This is a genomic window from Paenarthrobacter sp. YAF11_1, from assembly GCF_052113445.1.
Taxonomy (GTDB): Bacteria; Actinomycetota; Actinomycetes; order Actinomycetales; family Micrococcaceae; genus Arthrobacter.
The window spans coordinates 110,584-130,546 of sequence record NZ_JBFRDF010000008.1 but is presented as its reverse complement, the minus strand read 5'-3'; the positions used below and the strand labels follow the sequence as shown (position 1 = coordinate 130,546).

21 protein-coding genes and 1 pseudogene are annotated in these 19,963 nt (G+C 62.5%); 12 read left to right on the top strand and 10 right to left on the bottom strand.

The genetic code is table 11. The features are described 5' to 3' along the window. The first annotated feature begins 3 nt into the window (after nucleotides 1-3). Nucleotides 4-471, top strand: a complete 468-nt coding sequence (locus tag AB4Y77_RS14000; protein WP_311211627.1) for a helix-turn-helix transcriptional regulator — start codon at nucleotides 4-6, stop codon at nucleotides 469-471. Nucleotides 472-481: 10 nt separating this feature from the next. Then, nucleotides 482-883: a VOC family protein gene (locus tag AB4Y77_RS13995; RefSeq protein ID WP_207595927.1), complete on the top strand. Its 402-nt coding sequence runs from the start codon at nucleotides 482-484 to the stop codon at nucleotides 881-883. A gap of 87 nt (nucleotides 884-970) precedes the next feature. Here AB4Y77_RS13995 and AB4Y77_RS13990 read toward each other — a convergent pair whose 3' ends face one another. The 3 genes from AB4Y77_RS13990 to AB4Y77_RS13980 all read right to left on the bottom strand — a co-directional run bounded on the left by AB4Y77_RS13990 (nucleotide 971) and on the right by AB4Y77_RS13980 (nucleotide 3,638). Further along, complete coding sequence (locus AB4Y77_RS13990) at nucleotides 971-2,131, bottom strand: glutamate--cysteine ligase 2 (RefSeq protein WP_311211628.1); 1,161 nt, start codon at nucleotides 2,129-2,131, stop codon at nucleotides 971-973. Between the two features lie 37 nt (nucleotides 2,132-2,168). Continuing rightward, a complete protein-coding gene (locus AB4Y77_RS13985) occupies nucleotides 2,169-2,624 on the bottom strand; it encodes a hypothetical protein (RefSeq protein WP_311211629.1) in 456 nt (151 codons plus the stop codon). Nucleotides 2,625-2,864: 240 nt separating this feature from the next. Continuing rightward, nucleotides 2,865-3,638 carry a GAF and ANTAR domain-containing protein gene (locus AB4Y77_RS13980; protein WP_311211630.1) on the bottom strand — a complete coding sequence of 258 codons (774 nt, stop codon included), beginning with the start codon at nucleotides 3,636-3,638 and terminating at the stop codon, nucleotides 2,865-2,867. A gap of 178 nt (nucleotides 3,639-3,816) precedes the next feature. On the opposite strand from AB4Y77_RS13980, the gene AB4Y77_RS13975 reads away from it, so the two are divergent. The 5 genes from AB4Y77_RS13975 to AB4Y77_RS13955 all read left to right on the top strand — a co-directional run bounded on the left by AB4Y77_RS13975 (nucleotide 3,817) and on the right by AB4Y77_RS13955 (nucleotide 9,145). Then, nucleotides 3,817-4,248 carry a hypothetical protein gene (locus tag AB4Y77_RS13975; RefSeq protein WP_311211631.1) on the top strand — a complete coding sequence of 144 codons (432 nt, stop codon included), beginning with the start codon at nucleotides 3,817-3,819 and terminating at the stop codon, nucleotides 4,246-4,248. Nucleotides 4,249-4,990: 742 nt separating this feature from the next. Further along, nucleotides 4,991-5,782, top strand: coding sequence for a DeoR/GlpR family DNA-binding transcription regulator (locus AB4Y77_RS13970; RefSeq protein WP_442014367.1), 792 nt, complete (start codon nucleotides 4,991-4,993; stop codon nucleotides 5,780-5,782). Beyond that, nucleotides 5,779-6,771, top strand: a complete 993-nt coding sequence (locus AB4Y77_RS13965; RefSeq protein WP_442014366.1) for a 1-phosphofructokinase family hexose kinase — start codon at nucleotides 5,779-5,781, stop codon at nucleotides 6,769-6,771. Before AB4Y77_RS13970 ends, AB4Y77_RS13965 begins: the two co-directional genes overlap by 4 nt. Continuing rightward, complete coding sequence (locus tag AB4Y77_RS13960) at nucleotides 6,768-8,795, top strand: PTS fructose transporter subunit IIABC (protein ID WP_442014365.1); 2,028 nt, start codon at nucleotides 6,768-6,770, stop codon at nucleotides 8,793-8,795. The genes AB4Y77_RS13965 and AB4Y77_RS13960 overlap by 4 nt, the downstream gene beginning before the upstream one ends. Before the next feature lie 71 nt (nucleotides 8,796-8,866). Beyond that, nucleotides 8,867-9,145, top strand: coding sequence for an HPr family phosphocarrier protein (locus tag AB4Y77_RS13955; RefSeq protein ID WP_017197107.1), 279 nt, complete (start codon nucleotides 8,867-8,869; stop codon nucleotides 9,143-9,145). A gap of 85 nt (nucleotides 9,146-9,230) precedes the next feature. Here AB4Y77_RS13955 and AB4Y77_RS13950 read toward each other — a convergent pair whose 3' ends face one another. Together AB4Y77_RS13950 and AB4Y77_RS13945 are read right to left on the bottom strand one after the other, a co-directional pair. After that, on the bottom strand, nucleotides 9,231-10,187 hold the full coding sequence (locus AB4Y77_RS13950; protein WP_442014364.1) for a DNA topoisomerase IB: 957 nt from the start codon (nucleotides 10,185-10,187) through the stop codon (nucleotides 9,231-9,233). A 42-nt stretch (nucleotides 10,188-10,229) separates the two neighbouring features. Then, the gene (locus AB4Y77_RS13945; RefSeq protein WP_024819119.1) at nucleotides 10,230-10,709 is read right to left on the bottom strand and encodes a Dps family protein; all 480 of its coding nucleotides are present in this window, start codon (nucleotides 10,707-10,709) and stop codon (nucleotides 10,230-10,232) included. A 309-nt stretch (nucleotides 10,710-11,018) separates the two neighbouring features. On the opposite strand from AB4Y77_RS13945, the gene AB4Y77_RS13940 reads away from it, so the two are divergent. Further along, complete coding sequence (locus tag AB4Y77_RS13940; protein ID WP_143711595.1) at nucleotides 11,019-11,189, top strand: DUF4175 domain-containing protein; 171 nt, start codon at nucleotides 11,019-11,021, stop codon at nucleotides 11,187-11,189. A 111-nt stretch (nucleotides 11,190-11,300) separates the two neighbouring features. Here AB4Y77_RS13940 and AB4Y77_RS13935 read toward each other — a convergent pair whose 3' ends face one another. Further along, nucleotides 11,301-11,522: a hypothetical protein gene (locus tag AB4Y77_RS13935; protein WP_311211637.1), complete on the bottom strand. Its 222-nt coding sequence runs from the start codon at nucleotides 11,520-11,522 to the stop codon at nucleotides 11,301-11,303. A 118-nt stretch (nucleotides 11,523-11,640) separates the two neighbouring features. Here AB4Y77_RS13935 and AB4Y77_RS13930 point away from each other — a divergent pair, with 118 nt between their 5' ends. Both AB4Y77_RS13930 and AB4Y77_RS13925 read left to right on the top strand, forming a co-directional pair. Next, the gene (locus AB4Y77_RS13930) at nucleotides 11,641-12,165 is read left to right on the top strand and encodes a DUF6328 family protein (protein ID WP_442014363.1); all 525 of its coding nucleotides are present in this window, start codon (nucleotides 11,641-11,643) and stop codon (nucleotides 12,163-12,165) included. Nucleotides 12,166-12,228: 63 nt separating this feature from the next. After that, the gene (locus AB4Y77_RS13925; protein ID WP_311211639.1) at nucleotides 12,229-12,879 is read left to right on the top strand and encodes a DUF6766 family protein; all 651 of its coding nucleotides are present in this window, start codon (nucleotides 12,229-12,231) and stop codon (nucleotides 12,877-12,879) included. A 107-nt stretch (nucleotides 12,880-12,986) separates the two neighbouring features. Here AB4Y77_RS13925 and ku read toward each other — a convergent pair. Continuing rightward, a pseudogene (gene ku / locus AB4Y77_RS13920) lies at nucleotides 12,987-13,850 on the bottom strand (non-homologous end joining protein Ku); the annotation flags it as partial. Between the two features lie 38 nt (nucleotides 13,851-13,888). On the opposite strand from ku, the gene AB4Y77_RS13915 reads away from it, so the two are divergent. Continuing rightward, nucleotides 13,889-16,468: an ATP-dependent DNA ligase gene (locus AB4Y77_RS13915; protein ID WP_442014362.1), complete on the top strand. Its 2,580-nt coding sequence runs from the start codon at nucleotides 13,889-13,891 to the stop codon at nucleotides 16,466-16,468. 93 nt (nucleotides 16,469-16,561) lie between these two features. Here AB4Y77_RS13915 and AB4Y77_RS13910 read toward each other — a convergent pair whose 3' ends face one another. Further along, nucleotides 16,562-16,822, bottom strand: coding sequence for a hypothetical protein (locus tag AB4Y77_RS13910; RefSeq protein WP_442014361.1), 261 nt, complete (start codon nucleotides 16,820-16,822; stop codon nucleotides 16,562-16,564). 34 nt (nucleotides 16,823-16,856) lie between these two features. After that, nucleotides 16,857-17,090 (bottom strand): hypothetical protein, encoded by a 234-nt coding sequence (locus tag AB4Y77_RS13905; RefSeq protein WP_442014360.1) that lies wholly within the window; start codon nucleotides 17,088-17,090, stop codon nucleotides 16,857-16,859. A 295-nt stretch (nucleotides 17,091-17,385) separates the two neighbouring features. Between AB4Y77_RS13905 and AB4Y77_RS13900 the strand changes: the two genes are divergently transcribed. After that, nucleotides 17,386-18,156, top strand: coding sequence for a putative protein N(5)-glutamine methyltransferase (locus AB4Y77_RS13900; protein ID WP_442014359.1), 771 nt, complete (start codon nucleotides 17,386-17,388; stop codon nucleotides 18,154-18,156). 177 nt (nucleotides 18,157-18,333) lie between these two features. Here AB4Y77_RS13900 and AB4Y77_RS13895 read toward each other — a convergent pair whose 3' ends face one another. Next, nucleotides 18,334-19,749: a DUF2130 domain-containing protein gene (locus AB4Y77_RS13895; protein ID WP_442014358.1), complete on the bottom strand. Its 1,416-nt coding sequence runs from the start codon at nucleotides 19,747-19,749 to the stop codon at nucleotides 18,334-18,336. Nucleotides 19,750-19,963 lie beyond the last annotated feature (214 nt).

Genomic DNA, 19,963 nt, shown 5'->3' with positions numbered 1-19,963 from the left:
GCCATGACTCCGCAGGAACTGGCCAACCTGGCCCATCTGCGGCGCGCCCGCGACTTCATTGACCGCGAGTATGCGCGTCCGTTGGACGTGCCCACCATGGCCGCCGGCGCCCTCATGTCGCCCGCGCATTTCTCCCGCCAGTTCAAAGCCGCCTACGGAGAATCGCCCTACAACTACCTCATGACCCGGCGGATCGAACGGGCCATGGCCCTGCTTCGGGCGGGGACCAGCGTCACGGACGCCTGCATGGAAGTGGGCTGTACTTCCTTGGGATCCTTCAGCACGCGCTTCACGGAAATCGTGGGCATCAACCCCAGCGAGTACCGCTCCCGCGAACACCACGCGGTCAAGGCCATGCCCAACTGCATCGCGAAACAGCACACCCGCCCTGAAAGAACCGGCAAAGGCAGGACTCCCGCTCCTGAAATACTGAGCAGGATTGAAGAAGCGCCCACGTCACAGCTGCAATAGCGTGTGATTCATGAACATTTCCTTGAAGTACGCACATGTCACTGTCAACGATGTGGATGAGTCGCTCGCCTTCTACCGCGACGCATTGGGTTTCGACGTCCGGAACGACGTCGGCTCGGACGGCCAGCGTTGGGTCACCATCGGCAGCGATGCCCAGCCGGACCTTGAACTGGTTCTTTCCCCGCCGCACGCCGGCCGCTCACAAGCCGATGGCGATGCCATCCAGGAACTGCTGACCAAAGGCGTCATGCCCATGCTGGTGTTCACCACGGATGATCTGGACGGCACCTTCGAGAAGCTCCGCGCGTCCGGCGCCGAGGTTCTCCAGGAGCCGATCGACCAACCATGGGGTCCGCGCGACTGCGCCTTCCGCGATCCCTCCGGCAACATGATCCGCATCAATCAGGGCTGAACAACCAGGGCTGGCGGCGGTGGCTGCCGCTGGCGGTGGGTTTCCGCTGACGACCGCTTTCCCGGCCAAAACCCAGCGGGCCGTTGGTCACAGACTCAGCAGTCCGGCGTCGGACCTTTCGCCATCCTGATGCGTCGAGGCGATGGCGGCGGACACGACGTCGGACAACCTGCGCCGCTGGCTGTAGGCCTGGCGTTGCAGCCGTTCGCCGGTGCCCCGGCGAAGGATGTTGGCCACGCCCGCCCGGGCGAGCGCGAGGTCGCCGGCCCCCGTCAAGGCCACACGAACGTGCCGGAGCAGGGCGCCCACAACGTCCGCAGCGGGGTAGGGCCGCTGTTCCATCGGGTGCAACAACTGCTGGTTGATGCCAAAGCGGCTGGCCTTCCAGTTCGCCATGCGGATGACCGGCGTCAACGTGCTTGACGCCGGTTTTCCCTGCCGCCATTCAGCCGCTGATGTCTCCACCAGGGCACGGGCAATGACGGCGATGGTGAGGGCGTCTTCGGCGTAGAGGCAAACGTCGGCGATCCGCAGCTCAACGGTGGGGTGCCCCCTGGAGAGACGGGCATCGAAGTAGATCATGCCCTCATCCAACGGAACACCTGTCCCCAGCAGCTCGGACAGTATCGCTTGGTAGCCCTCCGCTGAACCGAAGACGTCCATGGGGCCGGCCGTGGGCCACCTGTTCCAGATCTGCGTGCGGTAGCTGGCGAAGCCGGTGTCGGCTCCCATCCAGAAAGGAGAATTGGCGCTCAGGGCCAGGAGGACCGGCAGCCAGTGCCTCATCCGGTCAAGGACTGCGACCCCTTCTTCCGGTGATTCGATGGACACATGGACGTGGAAACCACAGGTGAGCTGCTCACGCGAAATCAAGCCAAATTCCGTCCCCATCGCCGCGTACCGCTGGTTGCCCATGGTGGGCGTGGCGTGGAAAACAGGTGGGGTGGCCAACGCCGCGACACGCGCGCCCACGGCCCGGGCGGCTTTGTCGGACAATGCCCGCCCGGCGCGGATCTCGGCTTTGAGTTCGGCCGCTGTCCGGCAAGGACGCGAGTTGACTTCCACCTGCTCCTGCTTGAACTCCGACTTCAACGTCGCGTTCTCTGCAGTTGTTTCTGCGGTAGTTACTCCGGTTGCATCCCCGTAGAGGGGAGCCGCCACGTCCAGGATGTCTGCGGCCAGCGCCAAGGGAGTGCCGTCCGCGGGATCCGCGATCAACAGTTCCTCTTCAACACCAAACGTGCGCATAGCCACCCTCCCGCTGTTGATTATTCAGAGACGGCGGTCATCCAACGTGGCGTGGAACCTCCATTTGGAAACCGCAACGGCAGTGCAGCACCTGCGTCTGCAAGTAGACCTCCAGGAGGCTGGGGCTGTCCGGATCGTCTGTGGTCCGGGGCGCCGCAATCACCCGCTCGGTGGGACGTCCCAAGGTCATGGGATCGCCGCAATGGGTGCAGCTGAACCAGAGTCCCGCTGCGGACGTGGAAAGAAATTCCCGTTGGATCTCAGGCACCAAGGCCTCCAAGCGGACAGGGTGGGCATAGAACGTGTCGCACTCGCTGCAGGTGTAGCTGACTTCTACTACCTCGGACTGGTTGGGTTGGGCTTCAACCACCGTTTCAACAAAAATGTACGAATCAGTGCCGCACACTGTGCACCACGGCCGCGCTCCGGTCTCATCGGTTGCGGGATCCGTCCCTCTGGCAGGCTTCGGGACGGGCAGGGATCCAAGCGTCATTGCCATTCTCCTTTTACTTCTCCAAGGAGCCCGCATGCGTGCACGGAGAGCCGGCCGATAGCGGCCACGGCTAAAAGTGCAGTTCTTGGACCATCCGAGATGGCACCAGGTGACATGAGGCTCCAAGGGCTATCTGCTTAACCCACCTAAAATGTAGTTCACCAGTGGCGCGGGTCACAAGTCACGGATTGGCCACGGACTGCTACCGGAAACTGCGAGCCAACGATCGCTGAAGGGCCTTCAGGCCTCGAAATGGGCCACGGGCGCTTGCTTGGCCACACTGGTGACCAGGGACTCCGCGACGTCCCGGAGCTTCTGGTTCCGGGTGCTTGACGCCTTCTTGAGGATCTGGAACGCCTCTTCCTGGGTGCAGCGGTTCTGCCCCATGATGATGCCGCAGGCCAAGTCGATGACAGTCCGGGACTGCATGGCGTCCTGGAGATCGTCAGCGTGCTGCTGCTTCACTCCGATGCGCACCGCCAACCGGAGCGAGCGTTCGGCCTGGCTTGCGTACAGCTCGCAGTTTCGGATGGTGGCTTCGTCGTAGACGCCGGCCTGGGGTGCGAAGAAGTTCAGTGCAGCAGTGGCGCCTTCGTCCAACTCCAAGGGGACGCAGAGTGCCGACAGATGACCTCGCTCGGCGATGACGGCGCAGTATTCCGGCCACCGCTCTTCGGAGGAGGTGTCCGGAACGTGCACGGTGGCACGGCTTCGCATCGCTTCCAGGCACGGCCCGTCCCCGTACGCCTGCTGAATTTCGTCGATCAACCTGGCTTCGGGGGTGCTTCCGGCCACCGTTGCCGTGCGTCGCCGACGGCTGAGGGTGATGCCGCAATGCACAGCCGTGCCAACAGCCTGGGACACAGCCGCTGCCGAAAAAACGGCTAGTTCTGCCAGGAATCCGCCTACGTCCTCGCTGTCGATGACGAGGTCTTGGAGCCGCTCAGGTACCGAATCGTCGTCAGGCGCTGAGGCGGCATCAGGCAGCACCAAGTCAACGTTCATTTCGCTCATGCCTTAGTTTACGGTCGTCCGGGTTCAGCTTGTCACCTCTCTGGGGATGCCCACAAAATCCTTGCATCTGCGGTGCACCTATGTGCACAATCTAGCTAAAGTCCCCATCACAGGACCCAGGCTTTTAGCTCAAGCAGACGGGCGTGCCGCATTTTTTTCGATGCCGAGGTACAGACCCATGCCGGCCCAGCCAGCGTCCAGAGTTCCGGATGAAGCACACCAACCGCCCGATGAGCCTTTGTGGTGCCACCACTGCGACTCGGACAAGAACCTGCTGGTGAATTCCATCCAATCGCACTATCCACCCGCGCCCAACATGGTTGAAGTCACCTACGAGTGCCACGCCTGCAGGTACTCCTACCAACAGGTTGCATCCGTCCAGAGGGTGGCGCTGGTACTGAATCGCCCAGGCGTGACCCAGGGGGTGCTTCAGTTCGGCGGCCAGTACCTGCACTGTGGCGAGCCCATGAAAACCAAGAGCTGCGAGCTGCGTCGGATCCAGGCCCCCTTGGTCCTAAGGCCCGGCAGTCAATTGAGGATGTACGAGGTTCTCATCAACACCCGCATCCTTGGATGCCATTGCGGCTTCCGCATGGAGATCCCCGAATGAGGATCAGCGCCCGCAACACCAATTCTGGAGCTACCGGGAGGGATAGCATGCACACAGAATCACAGAGGAAAGAACCTTCGGCAACCGGCTCGCAGCTCAAGCCGGCCTCCAGGCGGAAACTTCCTGACCCGCCGGATCCGGATAATCTGCCCATCGACTACCGGAGTGCCGGATGGGACGCCAACTGGTATCCCTCGTCCATCCCGGAGAGCCCCAGACCACACCATTCGCCACGTCGAAGGAGTGCTTGACCATGAGCGGGTTCCCGCCGGACCCTTCGCACCCCGACCCCACCCGCGGCCCCAGCCCGGATCCGACCCGCGAACCCGGGCCTACACCCGAGCCCGTTCCCTTGCCGGAGCCGGGACCCCCTCCGGTTCCTGACCCCACGCCGGGACCCAGGCTGCCGTCCCCGCCCGGTATAGGGGAACCGCCTGCTCCCCTGACGTAACGGGGAATTCAGCACACCCAAACACCGGGCGCACAACTCCCGGTCACCTCCACAGGCCGGATCCTGGCAAATCCCCCAGTCAGGATCCGCACCAGGGCATGTCGCGCTACAGGGAGCGCGGCATGCCCTCTGGTGTGCCCGGGAGCGGGGTACGCCGTTGATCTTTGTTTATGTTGGTTTCTATTGACTTACCAACATAAACAAAGATAGAGTCAAGAAATTCCACATCGTTGTGACAGCAGTCACGCAAGTGGCCGTCCTGAAAATCTGGTTGACCGCAATGGAGGGCAAGTGTTCGCCGAAGAACGCCAGCAACTGATCTCCGCACTCGTCGCAGAGCGCGGACGGGTGAGCGTCACTGACCTTGCCGACCGTTTCAGCATCACCACTGAGACAATCCGCCGCGACCTCGCGGCGCTCGAAGTCTCCGGAAACCTCCGCCGCGTCCATGGCGGTGCAGTGCCTTCCGACCGCCTGAGCACCCGCGAGGAAAGCATCCTCGAGCGCGCAGTGCAACGCCAGATTGAGAAACTTCGCATCGCCAACGCAGCCCTCGCGCTCATCCCGGAACTGACCACGGGCAGTGTCCTGCTGGACGCAGGATCCACCACGGAAATTCTGGCGGACTTACTGGCCCAACGGACACCCGCAGCCAACGGAAACGACGAACTCGTGGTGATTACCCACGCCATTCCCATCGCAGGCAAGCTTTCCTCCACGCCGGGCATCGCACTGCAGATCCTTGGCGGCCGGGTCCGCGGACTGACGCAGGCCGCTGTCGGGCAGTCCACCGTGGAAGCCGCCTGCAAACTTCGCCCGGACATCGCTTTTGTGGGCGCCAACGGCATCCACGCAACCTTCGGCCTGAGCACCCCGGATCCTGAGGAAGCAGCGGTCAAAGCTGCGTTCGTCACCTCAGCCCGCCGCGTTGTGGCTCTGGCCGACTCTTCCAAGCTGGACTCCGAAACGCTGGTCCAGTTCGCCACATTGAAGGATGTTGACACCTTGATTACAGACAGCGAACCGTCCGCGGAACTCGCCGCGGCCTTGGCCGACGCCGGCGTTGACGTGGTGATCGCATGATCGTCACCCTGACTGCCAACCCCAGCCTGGACCGCACGGTGGAACTCCCCGGCGCCCTGGCCCGCGGTGAGGTGCAGCGCGCTGTGGCGGTCCATCAGGAATCCGGCGGAAAGGGCGTCAACGTTTCACGCGCGCTCGTTGCCTCCGGCCTCGACACCCTGGCAGTGCTTCCGGGCGCGGATTCGGATCCTGTCCTTTCCGGACTGCACGACGGCGGCGTTCCGTTCGCGGCGCTGCCCATCGGCCAGGCGTTGCGCAGCAATGTCACGCTTACCGAGCCGGACGGCGTCACCACCAAGATCAACGAACCCGGCCCGGAGCTGAGCGATGAGCAGCAGGAAGCCCTGATCGGGCTGCTGCTGGAACGCTCCCGTGGCGCCAGCTGGGTGGTACTCGCAGGCTCGCTCCCACCAGGGGTTCCTGCGAATTTCTACGCCACAATTGCTCGCCGACTCCGGTCGAATGCGGATGGAACGGCCGCCCCCAGCATCGCCATTGATTCCTCCGGAGCGCCGCTTGCGGCGGCTTTGGTGGGCGAGGCCTCCGGGAAGCCGGACCTCCTGAAGCCGAACGCGGAAGAGCTCGCAGAGCTTGCCGCTGCCGCCGGTTTCACCAACGTCTCCACAGCTGACGAGCTGGAAGCAGACCCGGCCAAAGCCGCTGAAGCCGCGGCCGCCGTCGTCGCCAGCGGTGTAGGCGCCGTTCTCGCAACACTCGGGTCCAAAGGAGCAATCCTGGTGACGGCGGACGGAGCGTGGCTGGCCACGCATCCGCCCATCAAAGCCGTCAGCACGGTAGGCGCCGGGGACTCTGCACTGGCCGGCTACTTGCTGGCTGCAACCCAAGGCGGCTCCGCGCAGGACTGCCTTCGTCAGGCCGTGGCACATGGTGCCGCTGCTGCCTCCCTGCCAGGCTCCACTGTCCCGGCAGTCCACCAGACAACCCCCAATGCCGTAACCATCACGGCCCTCCAGAAGGACTCACAGTGACCCAGCTGATCACAACCCAATTGGTCACCCTCGACCAAAACCTGGGCGACTCCCCTGCCGACGTCATCCGCGTGTTGGCCGGCAAAGTTGCCGCCACCGGCCGTGCTTCCGAGGTTGAAGGGCTCTTTACCGACGCCTTCGCCCGCGAGCAGAAGACCGCAACCGGCGTCCCCGGCGGCATCGCCATCCCGCACTGCCGCTCTGCTGCGGTCCAGGAGCCTGCCTTGGCCATGGCCCGCCTGTCCCACAAGGTGGACTTCGGCGCCAAGGACGGTCCCGCTGACCTGATCTTCTTCATCGCCGCCCCGGATGGCGCGGACCAGGAACACTTGAAGCTGCTGTCCAAGCTGGCCCGGTCCCTCATCAAAAAGGACTTCACGGCAGCACTGCGTGCCGCTGCCACTGAGCAGGACATTGTGGACCTCGTGGACGGCGCCCTGGCCGACAAGCCGGCTGCTGCACCTGCAGAGGCTGCGCCTGCCGCTGCGGGCACTGTTGCTGCCGGCCAAGCGGCCGGTTCGTCTGCACCAAAGCGCATCGTCGCCGTAACCGCCTGCCCCACAGGTATTGCACACACATACATGGCTGCTGACTCGCTCGTTGCTGCTGCCAAGGAAATGGGCGTGGACCTGCAGGTCGAGACCCAGGGTTCCTCAGGCGCCAAGCCGCTGGACCCGGCCGTGATTGCAGCAGCCGACGCGGTGATCTTTGCCGTCGACGTTGATGTTCGCGGCAAGGAGCGCTTCGCCGGCAAGCCGGTCATCAACGCTCCCGTCAAGCGCGGCATCGACGAGCCCACCAAGATGGTCGAGGAAGCACTTGCAGCCGCTGACGACCCCCGCGCACGCCGCGTTCCCCATGCCGGCGCCGAAGAGCAGGCCGAGCGTGCTGAGGAGGAGAAGGGCGAGCACATTGGCCAGAAGCTGAAGCGTGCCCTCCTCACCGGCGTCAGCTACATGATTCCGTTCGTTGCCGGTGGTGGCCTGCTGATCGCGCTGGGCTTCCTGCTGGGCGGCTACGACATTACTGAAGTAGCGGACAAGGTGGTGCTGGAGAACAACTTCGGCAACCTGCCTGAAGGGGGGCTCTCCATATACCTTGGTGCGGTCCTGTTCAAGATCGGCAACCTGTCCATGAGCTTCCTGGTCCCGGCATTGGCTGGCTACATCGCCTACGCCATCGCCGACCGGCCGGGTATTGCCCCCGGCTTCGTTGCCGGAGCCGTGGCCAGCTTCATGGACGCAGGGTTCCTCGGCGGCATCATCGGCGGTCTGCTGGCCGGTTACATCGCCTACCTGATCGGCACCTGGCAGGTACCGCGCTGGCTCCGTGGCTTGATGCCCGTGGTGATCATCCCCCTCCTCGGTTCCATCTTTGCTTCAGGTTTGATGTTCCTTGTCCTCGGCGGACCCATCGCCGGCCTTACCTTGGCTCTCAACAACTGGCTCACGGGCATGAGTGGCGCTTCAGCAGTGGTTCTGGGCATCATCCTTGGCCTCATGATGTGCTTCGACCTCGGCGGTCCGGTCAACAAGGTTGCCTACGCCTTCGCAGTTGCCGGCTTGACCGCGGGCAGTGCCGACAACCAAGCGCCGTGGCTGATCATGGGCACAGTGATGGCAGCAGGAATGGTTCCGCCGCTGGCCATGGCCCTTGCCACGGTCCTGAACAAGAAGCTCTTTACCCTCAACGAACGTGAAAACGGCAAGGCCGCCTGGCTGCTGGGTGCCTCCTTCATCTCCGAAGGCGCCATCCCCTTCGCCGCAACCGACCCGCTGCGCGTCATCCCGGCCAGCATGGTGGGCGGCGCACTGACCGGTGCGCTCTGCATGGCCACCGGAGTAACTTCCCAGGCCCCCCACGGCGGTTTCTTCGTCTTCTTCGCCATCGGCAACCTGCCAATGTTCATCATCGCCATCGTGGCCGGAATGGTGGTCAGCGCTCTGGCCGTCATCGCCCTCAAGCGCTTTGCCGTCAAGAAACCGGTGGAAGCGGAAGCCGCCCCCGCCACCGTCAGCGTCTAAACATCAACACGGTCTAGACTTCCCACAAAGCCACCTCCCATAACCGCCACCCTTCATCAAAAGGAGCACCAATGCCAGAACGTACAGCCACCATCGCAAGCCGCGTCGGCCTCCACGCACGCCCGGCAGCCATCTTCGCTGAGGCAGCCGGAGACCTGGACCTCGACGTCACCATCGCCCGCCAAGGTGAACCCGCCGACGACGCCATGGACGCCGCAAGCATCCTGTCCCTCATGAGCCTGGGAGCCTCCCACGGTGATGTCGTAGTGCTGCGCGCCGAGGGCGAAGGCGCGGACGCCGCGCTGGACAGCCTGGTGAAAATCCTCGAAACGGACCACGACGCCGAGTAGGGAGCCCCAAACCCCTCAGCGCTGCGCAAAGAGCCTGGCGACTCCCGGATTCGGGGGTCGCCAGGCTCTTTTGTGGCCGGTGCGCCTAGGAGCCTTCGCCGTTCAGGAAGCCCGCCACGGAAGCCTCCGTAGGCTTCACGTCTTTCAGTTCTTCCGAAAGGTAAGCCTCAATGATGCGGGGGTCCACGTAGGAGGAGCGGGCCACGGACGGGGTGTTGCCCAGCAGCTCCGAAGCTTCCTTGATTGCCCGCACAATCGCTTGCCGGGGAGTTCCCTTGTGACCGGATTTGATCAGGCAAAGAGCCGCAGCCGCGGTGCCCTTCCACGTTCGGAAATCCTTGGAGGAGTATGCGTCGCCTGCGACGCCGCGCAGGTATTCGTTGATCATGGACGCGTCCACGGAGATCCACGTTCGCTCCGAGAGGTAGGCAAGCAGGCGTTCCTTGCCCGGGCGCTCGGCCAGTGGTTCCAAAAAGGCGGCCAGGGCGGGGTCGTGGATGGATTTGTCCCACAGTTGGCCGCTTTTGCCGGGGAACTTCAGGAAGACGTCCTGCCCTTCCACCCGTGCATGACGGCATCGAAGCGTAGTGAGCCCATAAGAACCGTTTTGCTTCATATAGACCTCGGAGCCAACCCGAAGCGCGCCAAGGTCCATCAGCCGTACTGCAGCGGCGAGGGTCTGCTGCCGGGGATCTTCCGTGTTCTGCAGGTGGACGGTGACGTTGCGCCGGATCGCCGGCAGGACCAGTCCCAGCTTGGCTGCCCGGATGAACTTCTCGGTGTCCTTCCGCTCCCGCCACGTGGGGTGGTAGATGTACTGGCTGCGCCCTGCATCGTCGACGCCCGTGGCGAGGATGTGTCCATTCTCGAAAGGACTGATCCACACATCGGTCCACGCAGGCGGGATCGCCAGCGCATTTATGCGCTGGCGATCCTCTTTGCTGACCAGGCTCCCGTCCGGGTGCCGGTAGCTGAACCCTTTTCCTACCTTGCGGCGGATGATGCCGGGCTTGGACAGGTCGGTGCGCTTGAGCCTGGGCACGGTTCTTCGGCCCTTTTCGCGATCGGCCCGGTCCGCTGCCGGCTACGCCTCGTCCGGGTCCGTCACGGCAGCGCCGGCATTCATGATCTCGGCGTTGATCATCCACACCAGCTGCTCAAGGCGGGAGATGAACGCGTGCAGCAGGTCCGCCGTCGTGGGGTCTTCCTCGTCCACTTCGTCATGAACATCGCGCATGGTCTGGACTGCGCGTTCCACGCGGTCGGTGACCAGCTTGACGGCGTTCTTGGTATTGACCAGGCCTGCCGGGAATTCCTCCAGGCGGGTGCCCTTGGCGATGGTCGCACTGCGGCCATCGGGAAGTGCGTGGAGGGCCCTCATGCGCTCGGCGGTATCGTCAGCGAACTCGCGCGTGGCCACTACCAGCTCGTCCAGCTGGAGGTGAAGGTCGCGGAAGTTCGGCCCCACAATGTTCCAGTGCGCCTGCTTTCCTTGTAGCTGTAGCTCAATAAGGTCTGTCAGGACGATCTGAAGGTTGTCTGCAAGCTGCTGTGACGCTTTCATGTGTTCCTCTCATAGACGTTCATGTGAGCCTAAACCGTGCCGCAAAACTTCTGCAGCAACTGCCCAATCATCAGGTGACGACTCCAATAAGCCTTTCATAAGGAAGCTTAGTAGTACAATGAGGAGTGTTAGTGTTCACGACTGGCGAACTCCACTCCGGAGGACCGCCGGCAGGCAATAACGACAAAGGCACTTTGAGGCGGCGGAACGCCTCCAAGTACCGGCATAACTCAATCGAAGTAATCGGAATGCATAGTTGGGATCCGTCGACATTAGTCAAAGATTCCCCCAGAAAGGAATGTGCTGACCATGAATACGCTTCTGATCATTGCTGGTGTAGTAGCAATTGTTCTTCTCCTTGTGGGCGGCTTCTCGCAAGCCCTTAACTGGTTGCTGTGGGTAGGCGTCATCCTCCTCGTCATCGCAGCCATTGGCTGGTTGCTGAGCTTCATGTCGGGTCGCAGGGGACACACGGTATAGACCCGGCCAGGGCCGATCGCCGGGGGCATTTGCCTCCGGCGTTCCTGCTCTCCATGCCGAGCCAGTCCCAGCGCCGAGCCCGCCTCCTCGCTGAGGTGGCCCCGCCCTGCACTACTCCCGGCCCGGCGCATCCCCGGTGGCCGAGGGCGGCGGGGCCGCATCAGGGTCCTTTGGGGTAGGGAACTCGTCGCCGGGAACTTCAGGCGCACCCTGCGCGGGCCGTTCCGGCGTCTCCCGTTCATCCCCTTGACCGGGCATTTCCTGTTCGGGGGTAGGCGTTCCATAACCCCCGGGTTCGCTCTCCGGGTCCACCCGGTGTTCGTCCTGGCTCATAGCGTCCTCCTTGGAAATCCGATGAGGCCCCCGATGCAAAAGACCGAGGAGTGCTGACAGTTCGACGGTAGTCCCGTGCGTGGTCGCAGTCCACCAAAACCACCATGGAGGTGCACAGATGGTAGAGCCGGAGCAGGCTCCCAGGATCGGCAGGAACGAGTCCACCGAGGAACGCATGGACCGCAACTGGATGGAACTCATCCAGGAATTACGGGTTCTCCAAACAGGGGTACAGATCCTTGGCGGCTTCCTGCTCACGCTCCCCTTTCAGGAACGGTTCGAACTCCTGGACGACTGGCAACGGAATCTCTACCTGTTCAATGTGATGGTGGCAGCGCTGACCACCGTCCTCATTGTGCTTCCTGTCAGTGTTCATCGCCGACTGTTCCGCAGGGGCCTCAAAGCCACACTCGTGTCCAGCGCCGACGTCGTCACCAAGTGGGCGTTGGCTGGCGTGGCCTTGTTGATCGTTGGCTCCGCCACTTTGGTCTTCGACTTCACTGCTGGACGGACCGCCGGGCTTGTGGCTGCCGGATTCATCATCCTGGTACTGCTGCTCCTTGTAGTGGGCACCCCGCTATGGCTGCATCGCCGCGCCGTCCGGAACGGCAATGGCAATGGCGGCGACGCACGAGAGGGGTGAACGGAAATGCTGCGATCTGCTCAAGATCCTCAAACACCAGACGAGGAGAAAAGGCGCCATTGGGTGAAGGACCACGGTTTGTTGCTGGTCAACGCGGGCCTGTTCGTCGTCTTCCTCGGCGGAATGATCGTCTCAGGAGCGGCCACTTACAGCGAGGAACAACAGGCCCACGGCCAGCCGGCCACCGGCATCCCGGAATTTCTTACGTCAGGCAGCTTTTGGGAAGCGATCTTTGAGAACTGGGAGTCAGAGTTCCTTCAGATGGCCATGTACGTGGTCCTTACGGTGTTCCTGTTCCAAAGGGGCTCCTCCGAATCAAAGCCGGTGGACAAGGATGCGCCCCAGGACGAGGACCCCCGTGATGCCAAGAAGACAGCCAAGACCCCGTGGCCTGTACGGCGTGGCGGCTGGGTGCTGAAGGTCTATGAGCACTCACTCTCCGGCCTGCTGGGCCTGTTGTTCCTGGCCTCCTTCACCTTGCACGCGGTGGGCGGTGCGGCCGCTTACAACGACGAACAGCGCAGTCACGGCTTGGCGGAAGTCTCCACTTGGGAGTACATCGGATCGAGCCAGTTCTGGTTCGAATCTTTCCAGAACTGGCAAAGCGAGTTCCTTGCCGTCGCCGTCCTGGTGGGAGCCTCCGTATATCTCCGCGAGAGAGGCTCGCCGGAGTCGAAGCCAGTGGCAGAGCCGCATTACGAGACTGGTGCCTAGCCAACTAAGGGAAAGGACCGCACCATGCCGGGTAAGAAGAAGTCCGAGCTCATTTCCATGCTGCGGAATCACTAAAGCCGATAAAAGCAGATAACGACGCCGGTTCAGGCCTTTTTCTTGGCCCGCGCCTTTGGCTTGCTGGCAGTTTTGCCGGCGGCAGCGTCGTCGTCGTCCGCTTTTTCCTTGCCGCGCTTCTTGTCCAGGCTGCGCTTGAGCGCCTCCATGAGGTCGATGACGTCGCCGCCTTCACCTTCGCCCTCAACAACGCCGAACGTGGCCTCAGTGTCCAAGGCCTCGCCCTTATCCAGTTTGGCCTCGATCAACGTCTTCAACTGGACCTGGTAGTCATCGGTGTATTCATCGGGGTCAAAGTCATGAGCCATCGATTCCACCAAGGCGGAGGACATCTCCAGTTCCTTGTCCGAAATCTTGATGTCGGTCTCCAGGGAGGGAAATTTAGCTTCGCGGACTTCGTCGCCCCACAGCAAAGCCTGCAACAGCAGTACTTCACCGCGCACCCTCAGCGCACCCAACCGGGTCTTTTGCCGCAGTGCATACTGGACAATGGCAATCCTGTCCGTGTCCTCCAACGTCTGCCTCAGCAACATGTAGGCCTTGGGCGACTTGGAATCCGGCTCCAGGAAATAGCTGCGTTCATACATGATGGGGTCCAGCTGTTCAGCGGGGATAAACTCCACCACCTCAATTTCGCGGCTGTTCTCCTCCGGCAGCGACTTCAATTCCGCAGACGTCAGGACAACGGTGCGGCCTTCTTCTTCGTAAGCCTTGTCGATATCCTCATACGCCACGACTTCGCTGCAAATTTCGCATTTCCGCTGGTACCGAATACGCCCGCCGTCCTTATTGTGGACTTGGTGCAGGCTAATATCGTGATCCTCCGTAGCACTGTAGAGCTTCACTGGTACGTTGACCAGACCGAACGCGATGGATCCCTTCCATATGGCCCTCATGCACCCAGTCAACAGCACAACACAGCAGAGGAGAAGAGGTGGCAGGCAAGCAGCAAGAGCGCGTGAACGTGGAAGGCCACGAGCTCACCCTCACCAACCTGGGGAAAATCATCTACCCGGAAACCGGCACCACCAAGGCCGAAGTGCTGGAGTACTATGCCGCCGTCGCTCCTTTCCTCATTCCCGCTGCGGCCAACAGGCCGGTGACCCGCAAGCGTTGGGTCAACGGAGTGGGCACAGCTGAGCATCCCGGGCAGGTGTTCTTCCAGAAGAACCTTGAGGACTCCGCCCCCCGGTGGATTCCCCGTGCCGCCATTCAGCATTCGGACCACACCAACGTTTATCCCATGGTCAACAACCTGGCCACGCTCACGTGGATGGCCCAGATCGCCTCGCTGGAAATCCACGTTCCGCAGTGGCAAGTGGATCCCTCCGGGAAGCCGCTCCGCCCCGACCGCTTCGTCCTGGACCTTGACCCCGGGCCCGGGGCGGGACTGCCCGAGTGCGTAGAGGTGGCCAAGCTTGCCCGCTCCATCCTGCAGGACATGGGCATGGACCCGGTCCCTGTCACCAGCGGCAGCAAGGGCATCCACCTCTACACGGGCCTGGATGGGACCCTGAAGTCCGAGCAAGTGTCGGCCTTCGCCAAAGAGCTTGCCCGCGCTCTGGAGTCCGACCACCCCGAACTGGTGGTCAGCGACATGAAAAAGTCCCTCCGCCACGGCAAGGTGCTGGTGGACTGGAGCCAGAACAGTGGAAACAAGACCACCATCGTCCCCTACTCACTCCGGGGCAAGGCGCGCCCTACCGTGGCAGCGCCGCGCACGTGGCGTGAGCTCACCTCCGCCTCATTGGAGCACTTGGACTTTCCGGCCGTGATGAAGCGTGTCAAGACCGGCAAGGACCACTTCGCACCAATTTCCGAGCGGCACCTTCCGCCTCACGGCGAAAATGAGAAGGACGACGACGGTGCTCCCGCAAGCCGTGCGGGCACCGGCAGCAGCTCGGGCACCTCCCGCGAGCGCGTGGTGACGGTGGAGAACCGTCTCGCCAAGTATGTCGGGATGCGCGATCCGGGCAAGACCCCGGAGCCGTTCCCGTCGTCGTCGGCCGTTTCCGCCGCCCCGCAAACCGGGGGCCCTTCCTCGGAGCAACCGAAACCCGGCGACCCGCCGCCGCCGGGCGCCATCTTTGTCATCCAGGAGCATCACGCCCGCCGCTACCATCTGGATTTCCGACTGGAACGCGACGGTGTCCTGGTTTCATGGGCGCTCCCCCGCGGTGTGCCGGAAACTCCGGACCGGAACAACCTGGCCGTGCACACCGAAGACCATCCCATGGACTACGCCAACTTCGCGGGCGTCATCCCCAAGGGCGAGTACGGCGCGGGGACGGTCAGCATCTGGGACCGCGGCGAATTCACTTGCGAGAAGTGGCGCGACGGCAAGGAAGTGATCGCCACCCTCACAGGCGAGCCGGGCGGCGGGCTTGGCGGGACCAAACGGTTCGCACTCATCAATACGGGTCAGAACTGGCTGATTCATTTGATGAAGGAGCAGCCCGGAGGGCGGCGGGGCGGAGCATCTGCAGCCAAAGCCACGGCACCCCGGTCCGGGCCGGCGCAGCCCCCTCCATCCACGGCGGCCCCGCAACCCATGCCGACTTACACCCCCATGCTGGCTACCTCGGGCACCACCGCTGACCTCCACGGCGACGACTGGCTGTATGAGCTCAAATGGGATGGAATCCGGGCGATCATCACCGGCACCGAGGGCAGGATCCGCCTCATGAGCCGTAATGGAAATGACCTCACTGCCACGTACCCGGAACTGACGGACCGCGCCTGCTGGCCCGACGGCGACTTCGTGGCTGACGGCGAAATTGTGGCGCTCGGCAAAGGATCGCGGCCTGATTTTGGCCGGCTGCAACTCCGGATGAACCTGGTCAAAACCGCCGACATCCAACGGGCACGGGCAGCGGTCCCGGTGCAGCTCATGCTGTTCGACCTTCTGTACGACGACGGCACGGACCTGAGCGGTCTGCCTTTCCGAGAGCGTCGGGAAAGACTCTCGGGGTTTGCGGAGCGCTTGCCCAAAGGCTGCCCGCTTCACCTTTCAGCAGTGCTGGACCATGACGTTGAGGACCTGATGACCAGCGCCGCCGAGCTGGGCCTGGAGGGCGTGATGGCGAAGAAAGCCGACAGCCGTTACGTGATCGGACGCCGCAGCAGGTCCTGGCTCAAGCTCAAACTCGAGCAAAGCCAGGAAGTGGTGGTGGGTGGTTGGCGTCCCGGTGCGGGGGCTCGAAGCGGGACGTTCGGTTCCCTGTTGTTGGGCATCCCGGACGGCGACAAACTGCACTATGTGGGCAGGGTCGGCAGCGGATTCAAGGACTGGCAACTGCGGGACATCATGGACAACCTGACGCCCCGGGTAGCGGCGGTTTCCCCGTTCGCAGACATCCCCCGTGAAGATGCAGCGGGAGCCACGTGGGTCAGCCCTGATCTGGTAGCTGAGGTGACCTTCGGAGAATGGACGGGGCCCGGCCGTTTACGTCATCCCGTGTGGCGCGGGTGGCGCCCGGACAAGTCCCCTGAGGACGTAAGCCAGCCCAACTGAGGGACAGTAAACGCTCTATTGAGGGTTCAATAGGGCGTTTACTGTCCCCCAGTTGGGCTGGCTACGCAGGGTGGTGCGGTTCGGGTGACGCGATTAGGAGGAGTGCGGCATCTGCGGGCGGCTGGTCCTGTGGATCGCCGTCACAGCTGCCCCCTGGCCGCTACGGCCGTGGGCTTGGTCGCGCTCCTTCGGGTGGCGACGTTTACCGTTACCGTCAGGCCACTGCCTGCTCTGGTCACCGCCAAGCGCAACGGCGATGGTGGTCGGCTCCGGCATCGGGGCCATGTCCATGGACTCCACCAAGTGGCTTGCAACCTCAGGATTGATGCGTTCGGAATCGTGATTCGCAGTCATGGTTCTTCCTTTCCAGTGTGCCTGTCCGCAGGTGTTACCAGCGGACTTTTTTCTCGGTCTTTGCCTGCTTGCCGCTGGCGGAGGTGGGCTTGTGCCCCTTGCCGGTGCTCTGCCAGCCGGCCGGTGCGCCGCCCCCGGATTTGCTGGCCAGCATGGCCTTCTGGGCGTCGGTCAGCTTGGACTTGATGCCGCCGGGCGCTGGCGTTTGGGCTGGGCTCTCCGGTGTCGGGGTCTCAGGGGTGTTGTTTTCGGAAGGGTTGGCAGTCATTCGTGGACTCCTTAAGTCTGAGTCCTGAAGAGACACGTATCCCATGTCGTTGCGGTTCGGGAAAAAGGCGTCGAGAACGGGAACGGCATGGAGGCAGGGCCTCAACAGGCGTGGATTTTTGTCAGGTGAAACTCGGGCTGTGCCGCTACGGGCAGAGGCCGGTCTACTCAAAAATCAGTGTTCCCATGCCTCATACCCTAACCAAGTCCCGGCAGATTTGTGAACCCCTCACCTGCAGCTGCTTCCAATTCACTGTCCAACCCGCCAGCATTCCTCCTCGGCTACCATGGCCACCATGACCCGGGGATCCGACATCGCCACCACTCTTCGTGCGGCGGGCTGCGTTTTCGCCGAGGACGAGGCCCGCCTCCTCCTGGACGCCGCCAATCATCCGGACGAGCTCAACCGCATGGTGGAACAGAGGGTCAGCGGACAGCCTCTGGAGCACATCGTGGGCTGGACAGAGTTTTGCGGGACGCGCATGGCCGTGGGACCCGGAGTGTTCGTCCCGCGGCGTCGAACGGAGTTCCTGGTCCGCCAGGCAACAATGATCGCCAAGCCGGGTGCCGTCGTCGTCGACCTTTGCTGTGGTTCAGGAGCGTTGGGTGCGGCGGTGAGCGACCATCTGGGGAGCTGCGAGCTGCACGCCGCGGACATCGACCCCGCTGCCGTCCACTGTGCACGCCGCAACGTTGAGCCCCGCGGCGGAATGGTCCACCACGGAGATCTTTATGCTGCGCTCCCTGGTGAACTCCTGGGACGGGTGGACGTGCTGCTCGCGAACGCGCCGTATGTTCCCACGGACTCCATCGGCATGATGCCGCCGGAGGCGCGTTTTCATGAGCCGCTGGTGGCGCTCGACGGCGGCGCTGACGGTTTGGCGGTCCAGCGTCGGGTTGCGCAGGGTGCGGCTGCGTGGCTTGGGCCGGGCGGGGTGTTGTTGATGGAAACCTCCCGGCACCAGGCGCCTGGGACGGCCCGGATCCTTGGCGGGGCCGGGCTGCGGGTGGAGCTTGCCTCCGATGAAGAGCTGGACGCAACCGTGGTGATCGGTCATCGAGCATAGCCCGTCCACCCCTCAGCCTTGACCAAAGAACCGCCCACACAGAAACAGCGAAGGCCGACACCATTCCGGGTGCCGGTCTTCGCTGTCTCAGGAAGTGTCGGTCAGTCCATTGCTGCTGTGGAGTTCTCTAGAATCCGTGGCGGAAGCAGTACATTCAGCGGCTCCCTGAATGGCCCGTCAGTTGACGTCCCACCCTGCCGTCTTCGCCGCCTCCAACTCGGCAAATTTGGCGGTCATTGTCGAGTTGCCTCGCGTGAGCTTCCTAATCGTGAGATCTTCGGCTTTGGCGTTCGCAAGCCGAAGGTTGTTGGCCGACTTGTGGAGGGCCTCCTTCGTCTTCTCCAAGTCTTTGATCGCTTCGTCGATACGCTTGATCGCCTCCACGAAACCGTCGGAGGCGAGCCGCCAGTTACGGCCGAACGCGTCCTTGAAATCGTCGATGTGCTGCTCGAAGTTTGTGATGTCGAGGTTCTGCGCCTTGACCAGTGCGAGCTCGGTCTTGTATTCGATCGAATTCATCGCGGCGTTCCGCAGCAGCGCGATGAGCTGGATGAAGAACTGCGGGCGGATGACATACATTTTCGGATAGCGGTGAGAAACGTCGACGATCCCGGTGTTGTAGAGCTCGCTGTCAGGCTCGAGCAGAGAGACCAACACGGCGTACTCGCACCCCTTCTCCGTGCGATCTTTATCCAGCTCTTTCAGGAAGTCTTCGTTCTTGTGCTTTGTCGCGGTTCCGTCGTTCTCGTTCTTCATCTCGAACATGATCGACACAATCTCAGTACCGGCACTATCGGAGTCGCGGAAGATGTAATCACCCTTGCTCCCGGCCCGAGCATCGTTGTCCTTCTCGAAATAGGCAAGGGGAAAGGCTGTGGCACGAATGCGGTTGAACTCGGTCTCGCAGTGCTGCTCAAGAGTTTCTCCGACCATCTTGGTCGACAGCTTCGCTTTCAGGTCCCGCAGCCGCTCGATCTGTTCTTCACGGTCCTTGATCTGGGTTTCGTACTTGTCCTTCAGAGACTTCTCACCAAGCAGCTTCTCGAGCTCGGCCCGTTCAAGGCTGCTTGCGAGCTTGTCCCGCTCCTTTTCGACCGCATTGACTGCTTCGGAGATCTCAAGCTTCTGCGCGGTTTCGATGGCTTCGAGCTTAGCCTTGAGGTCCTGGATCGCGGAGTCTTTCTCCGATGCAGTCTTCTGAAGTTCGTTAGCGAGCTTCGCCTCGGCCAGTTCAACTGATGCCTGTTTCTCCTGCTTCGCCTGTTCGAGCTCCTTCATCAGCCCATCGCGCTCCTTTTCGACGGCTCCAAGTGCCTCTGTTACGGCGAGCTTCTGTGCAACCTCACCAGCATCGAGCTTCGACTTCAGCTCCTGGATCTCAGCATCCTTGGCCGTCGCGATCTTCTGACGTTCGCTGGCGGACTTCGTCTCCGCGAGCTCGAGAGCAGTGGCCTTGTCCTGCTTTGCCAGTTCAAGCCGTTCGTTGATCTGCTGTTCGAACTCAGCATCGCGAACCTGCTTGGCGATGTCGGCGTAGCCGGCCTCGTCGATAGTAAATGTCTGTCCGCAGTGCGGGCACTTGATGTCATGCATGTCTGGAACCTCAATCAGTTATGTCGGCCTCGAGCAGCCGCACTGGTGGACCCTCCGATCTTTCGGAAGGAGAGGGATTGTCGAAATACGCGGAAACCGGTCCCCCAATGCGTGGTTTCCTGCAGCAGTCGCAACTCCGGAGACCTTCCCTCGTTGCTTGAGAACGAAGCTACGGCAAGGACGCTGGCAGGAAAGCAAATATCCTGATAACCCC

What these genes read in the sequence shown, in the direction of transcription:
- AB4Y77_RS13985 (WP_311211629.1), bottom strand. Translation starts at nt 2,624, where the DNA reads ATGACGCTTGGATCCCTGCCCGTCCCGAAGCCTGCCAGAGGGACGGAT.
- AB4Y77_RS13980 (WP_311211630.1), bottom strand. Translation starts at nt 3,638, where the DNA reads ATGAGCGAAATGAACGTTGACTTGGTGCTGCCTGATGCCGCCTCAGCG.
- AB4Y77_RS13975 (WP_311211631.1), top strand. Translation starts at nt 3,817, where the DNA reads ATGCCGGCCCAGCCAGCGTCCAGAGTTCCGGATGAAGCACACCAACCG.
- AB4Y77_RS13930 (WP_442014363.1), top strand. Translation starts at nt 11,641, where the DNA reads ATGGTAGAGCCGGAGCAGGCTCCCAGGATCGGCAGGAACGAGTCCACC.
- AB4Y77_RS13910 (WP_442014361.1), bottom strand. Translation starts at nt 16,822, where the DNA reads ATGACTGCGAATCACGATTCCGAACGCATCAATCCTGAGGTTGCAAGC.
- AB4Y77_RS13955 (WP_017197107.1), top strand. Translation starts at nt 8,867, where the DNA reads ATGCCAGAACGTACAGCCACCATCGCAAGCCGCGTCGGCCTCCACGCA.
- AB4Y77_RS13945 (WP_024819119.1), bottom strand. Translation starts at nt 10,709, where the DNA reads ATGAAAGCGTCACAGCAGCTTGCAGACAACCTTCAGATCGTCCTGACA.
- AB4Y77_RS13995 (WP_207595927.1), top strand. Translation starts at nt 482, where the DNA reads ATGAACATTTCCTTGAAGTACGCACATGTCACTGTCAACGATGTGGAT.
- AB4Y77_RS14000 (WP_311211627.1), top strand. Translation starts at nt 4, where the DNA reads ATGACTCCGCAGGAACTGGCCAACCTGGCCCATCTGCGGCGCGCCCGC.
- AB4Y77_RS13965 (WP_442014366.1), top strand. Translation starts at nt 5,779, where the DNA reads ATGATCGTCACCCTGACTGCCAACCCCAGCCTGGACCGCACGGTGGAA.
- AB4Y77_RS13940 (WP_143711595.1), top strand. Translation starts at nt 11,019, where the DNA reads ATGAATACGCTTCTGATCATTGCTGGTGTAGTAGCAATTGTTCTTCTC.
- AB4Y77_RS13895 (WP_442014358.1), bottom strand. Translation starts at nt 19,749, where the DNA reads ATGCATGACATCAAGTGCCCGCACTGCGGACAGACATTTACTATCGAC.
- AB4Y77_RS13935 (WP_311211637.1), bottom strand. Translation starts at nt 11,522, where the DNA reads ATGAGCCAGGACGAACACCGGGTGGACCCGGAGAGCGAACCCGGGGGT.
- AB4Y77_RS13990 (WP_311211628.1), bottom strand. Translation starts at nt 2,131, where the DNA reads ATGCGCACGTTTGGTGTTGAAGAGGAACTGTTGATCGCGGATCCCGCG.
- AB4Y77_RS13900 (WP_442014359.1), top strand. Translation starts at nt 17,386, where the DNA reads ATGACCCGGGGATCCGACATCGCCACCACTCTTCGTGCGGCGGGCTGC.
- AB4Y77_RS13905 (WP_442014360.1), bottom strand. Translation starts at nt 17,090, where the DNA reads ATGACTGCCAACCCTTCCGAAAACAACACCCCTGAGACCCCGACACCG.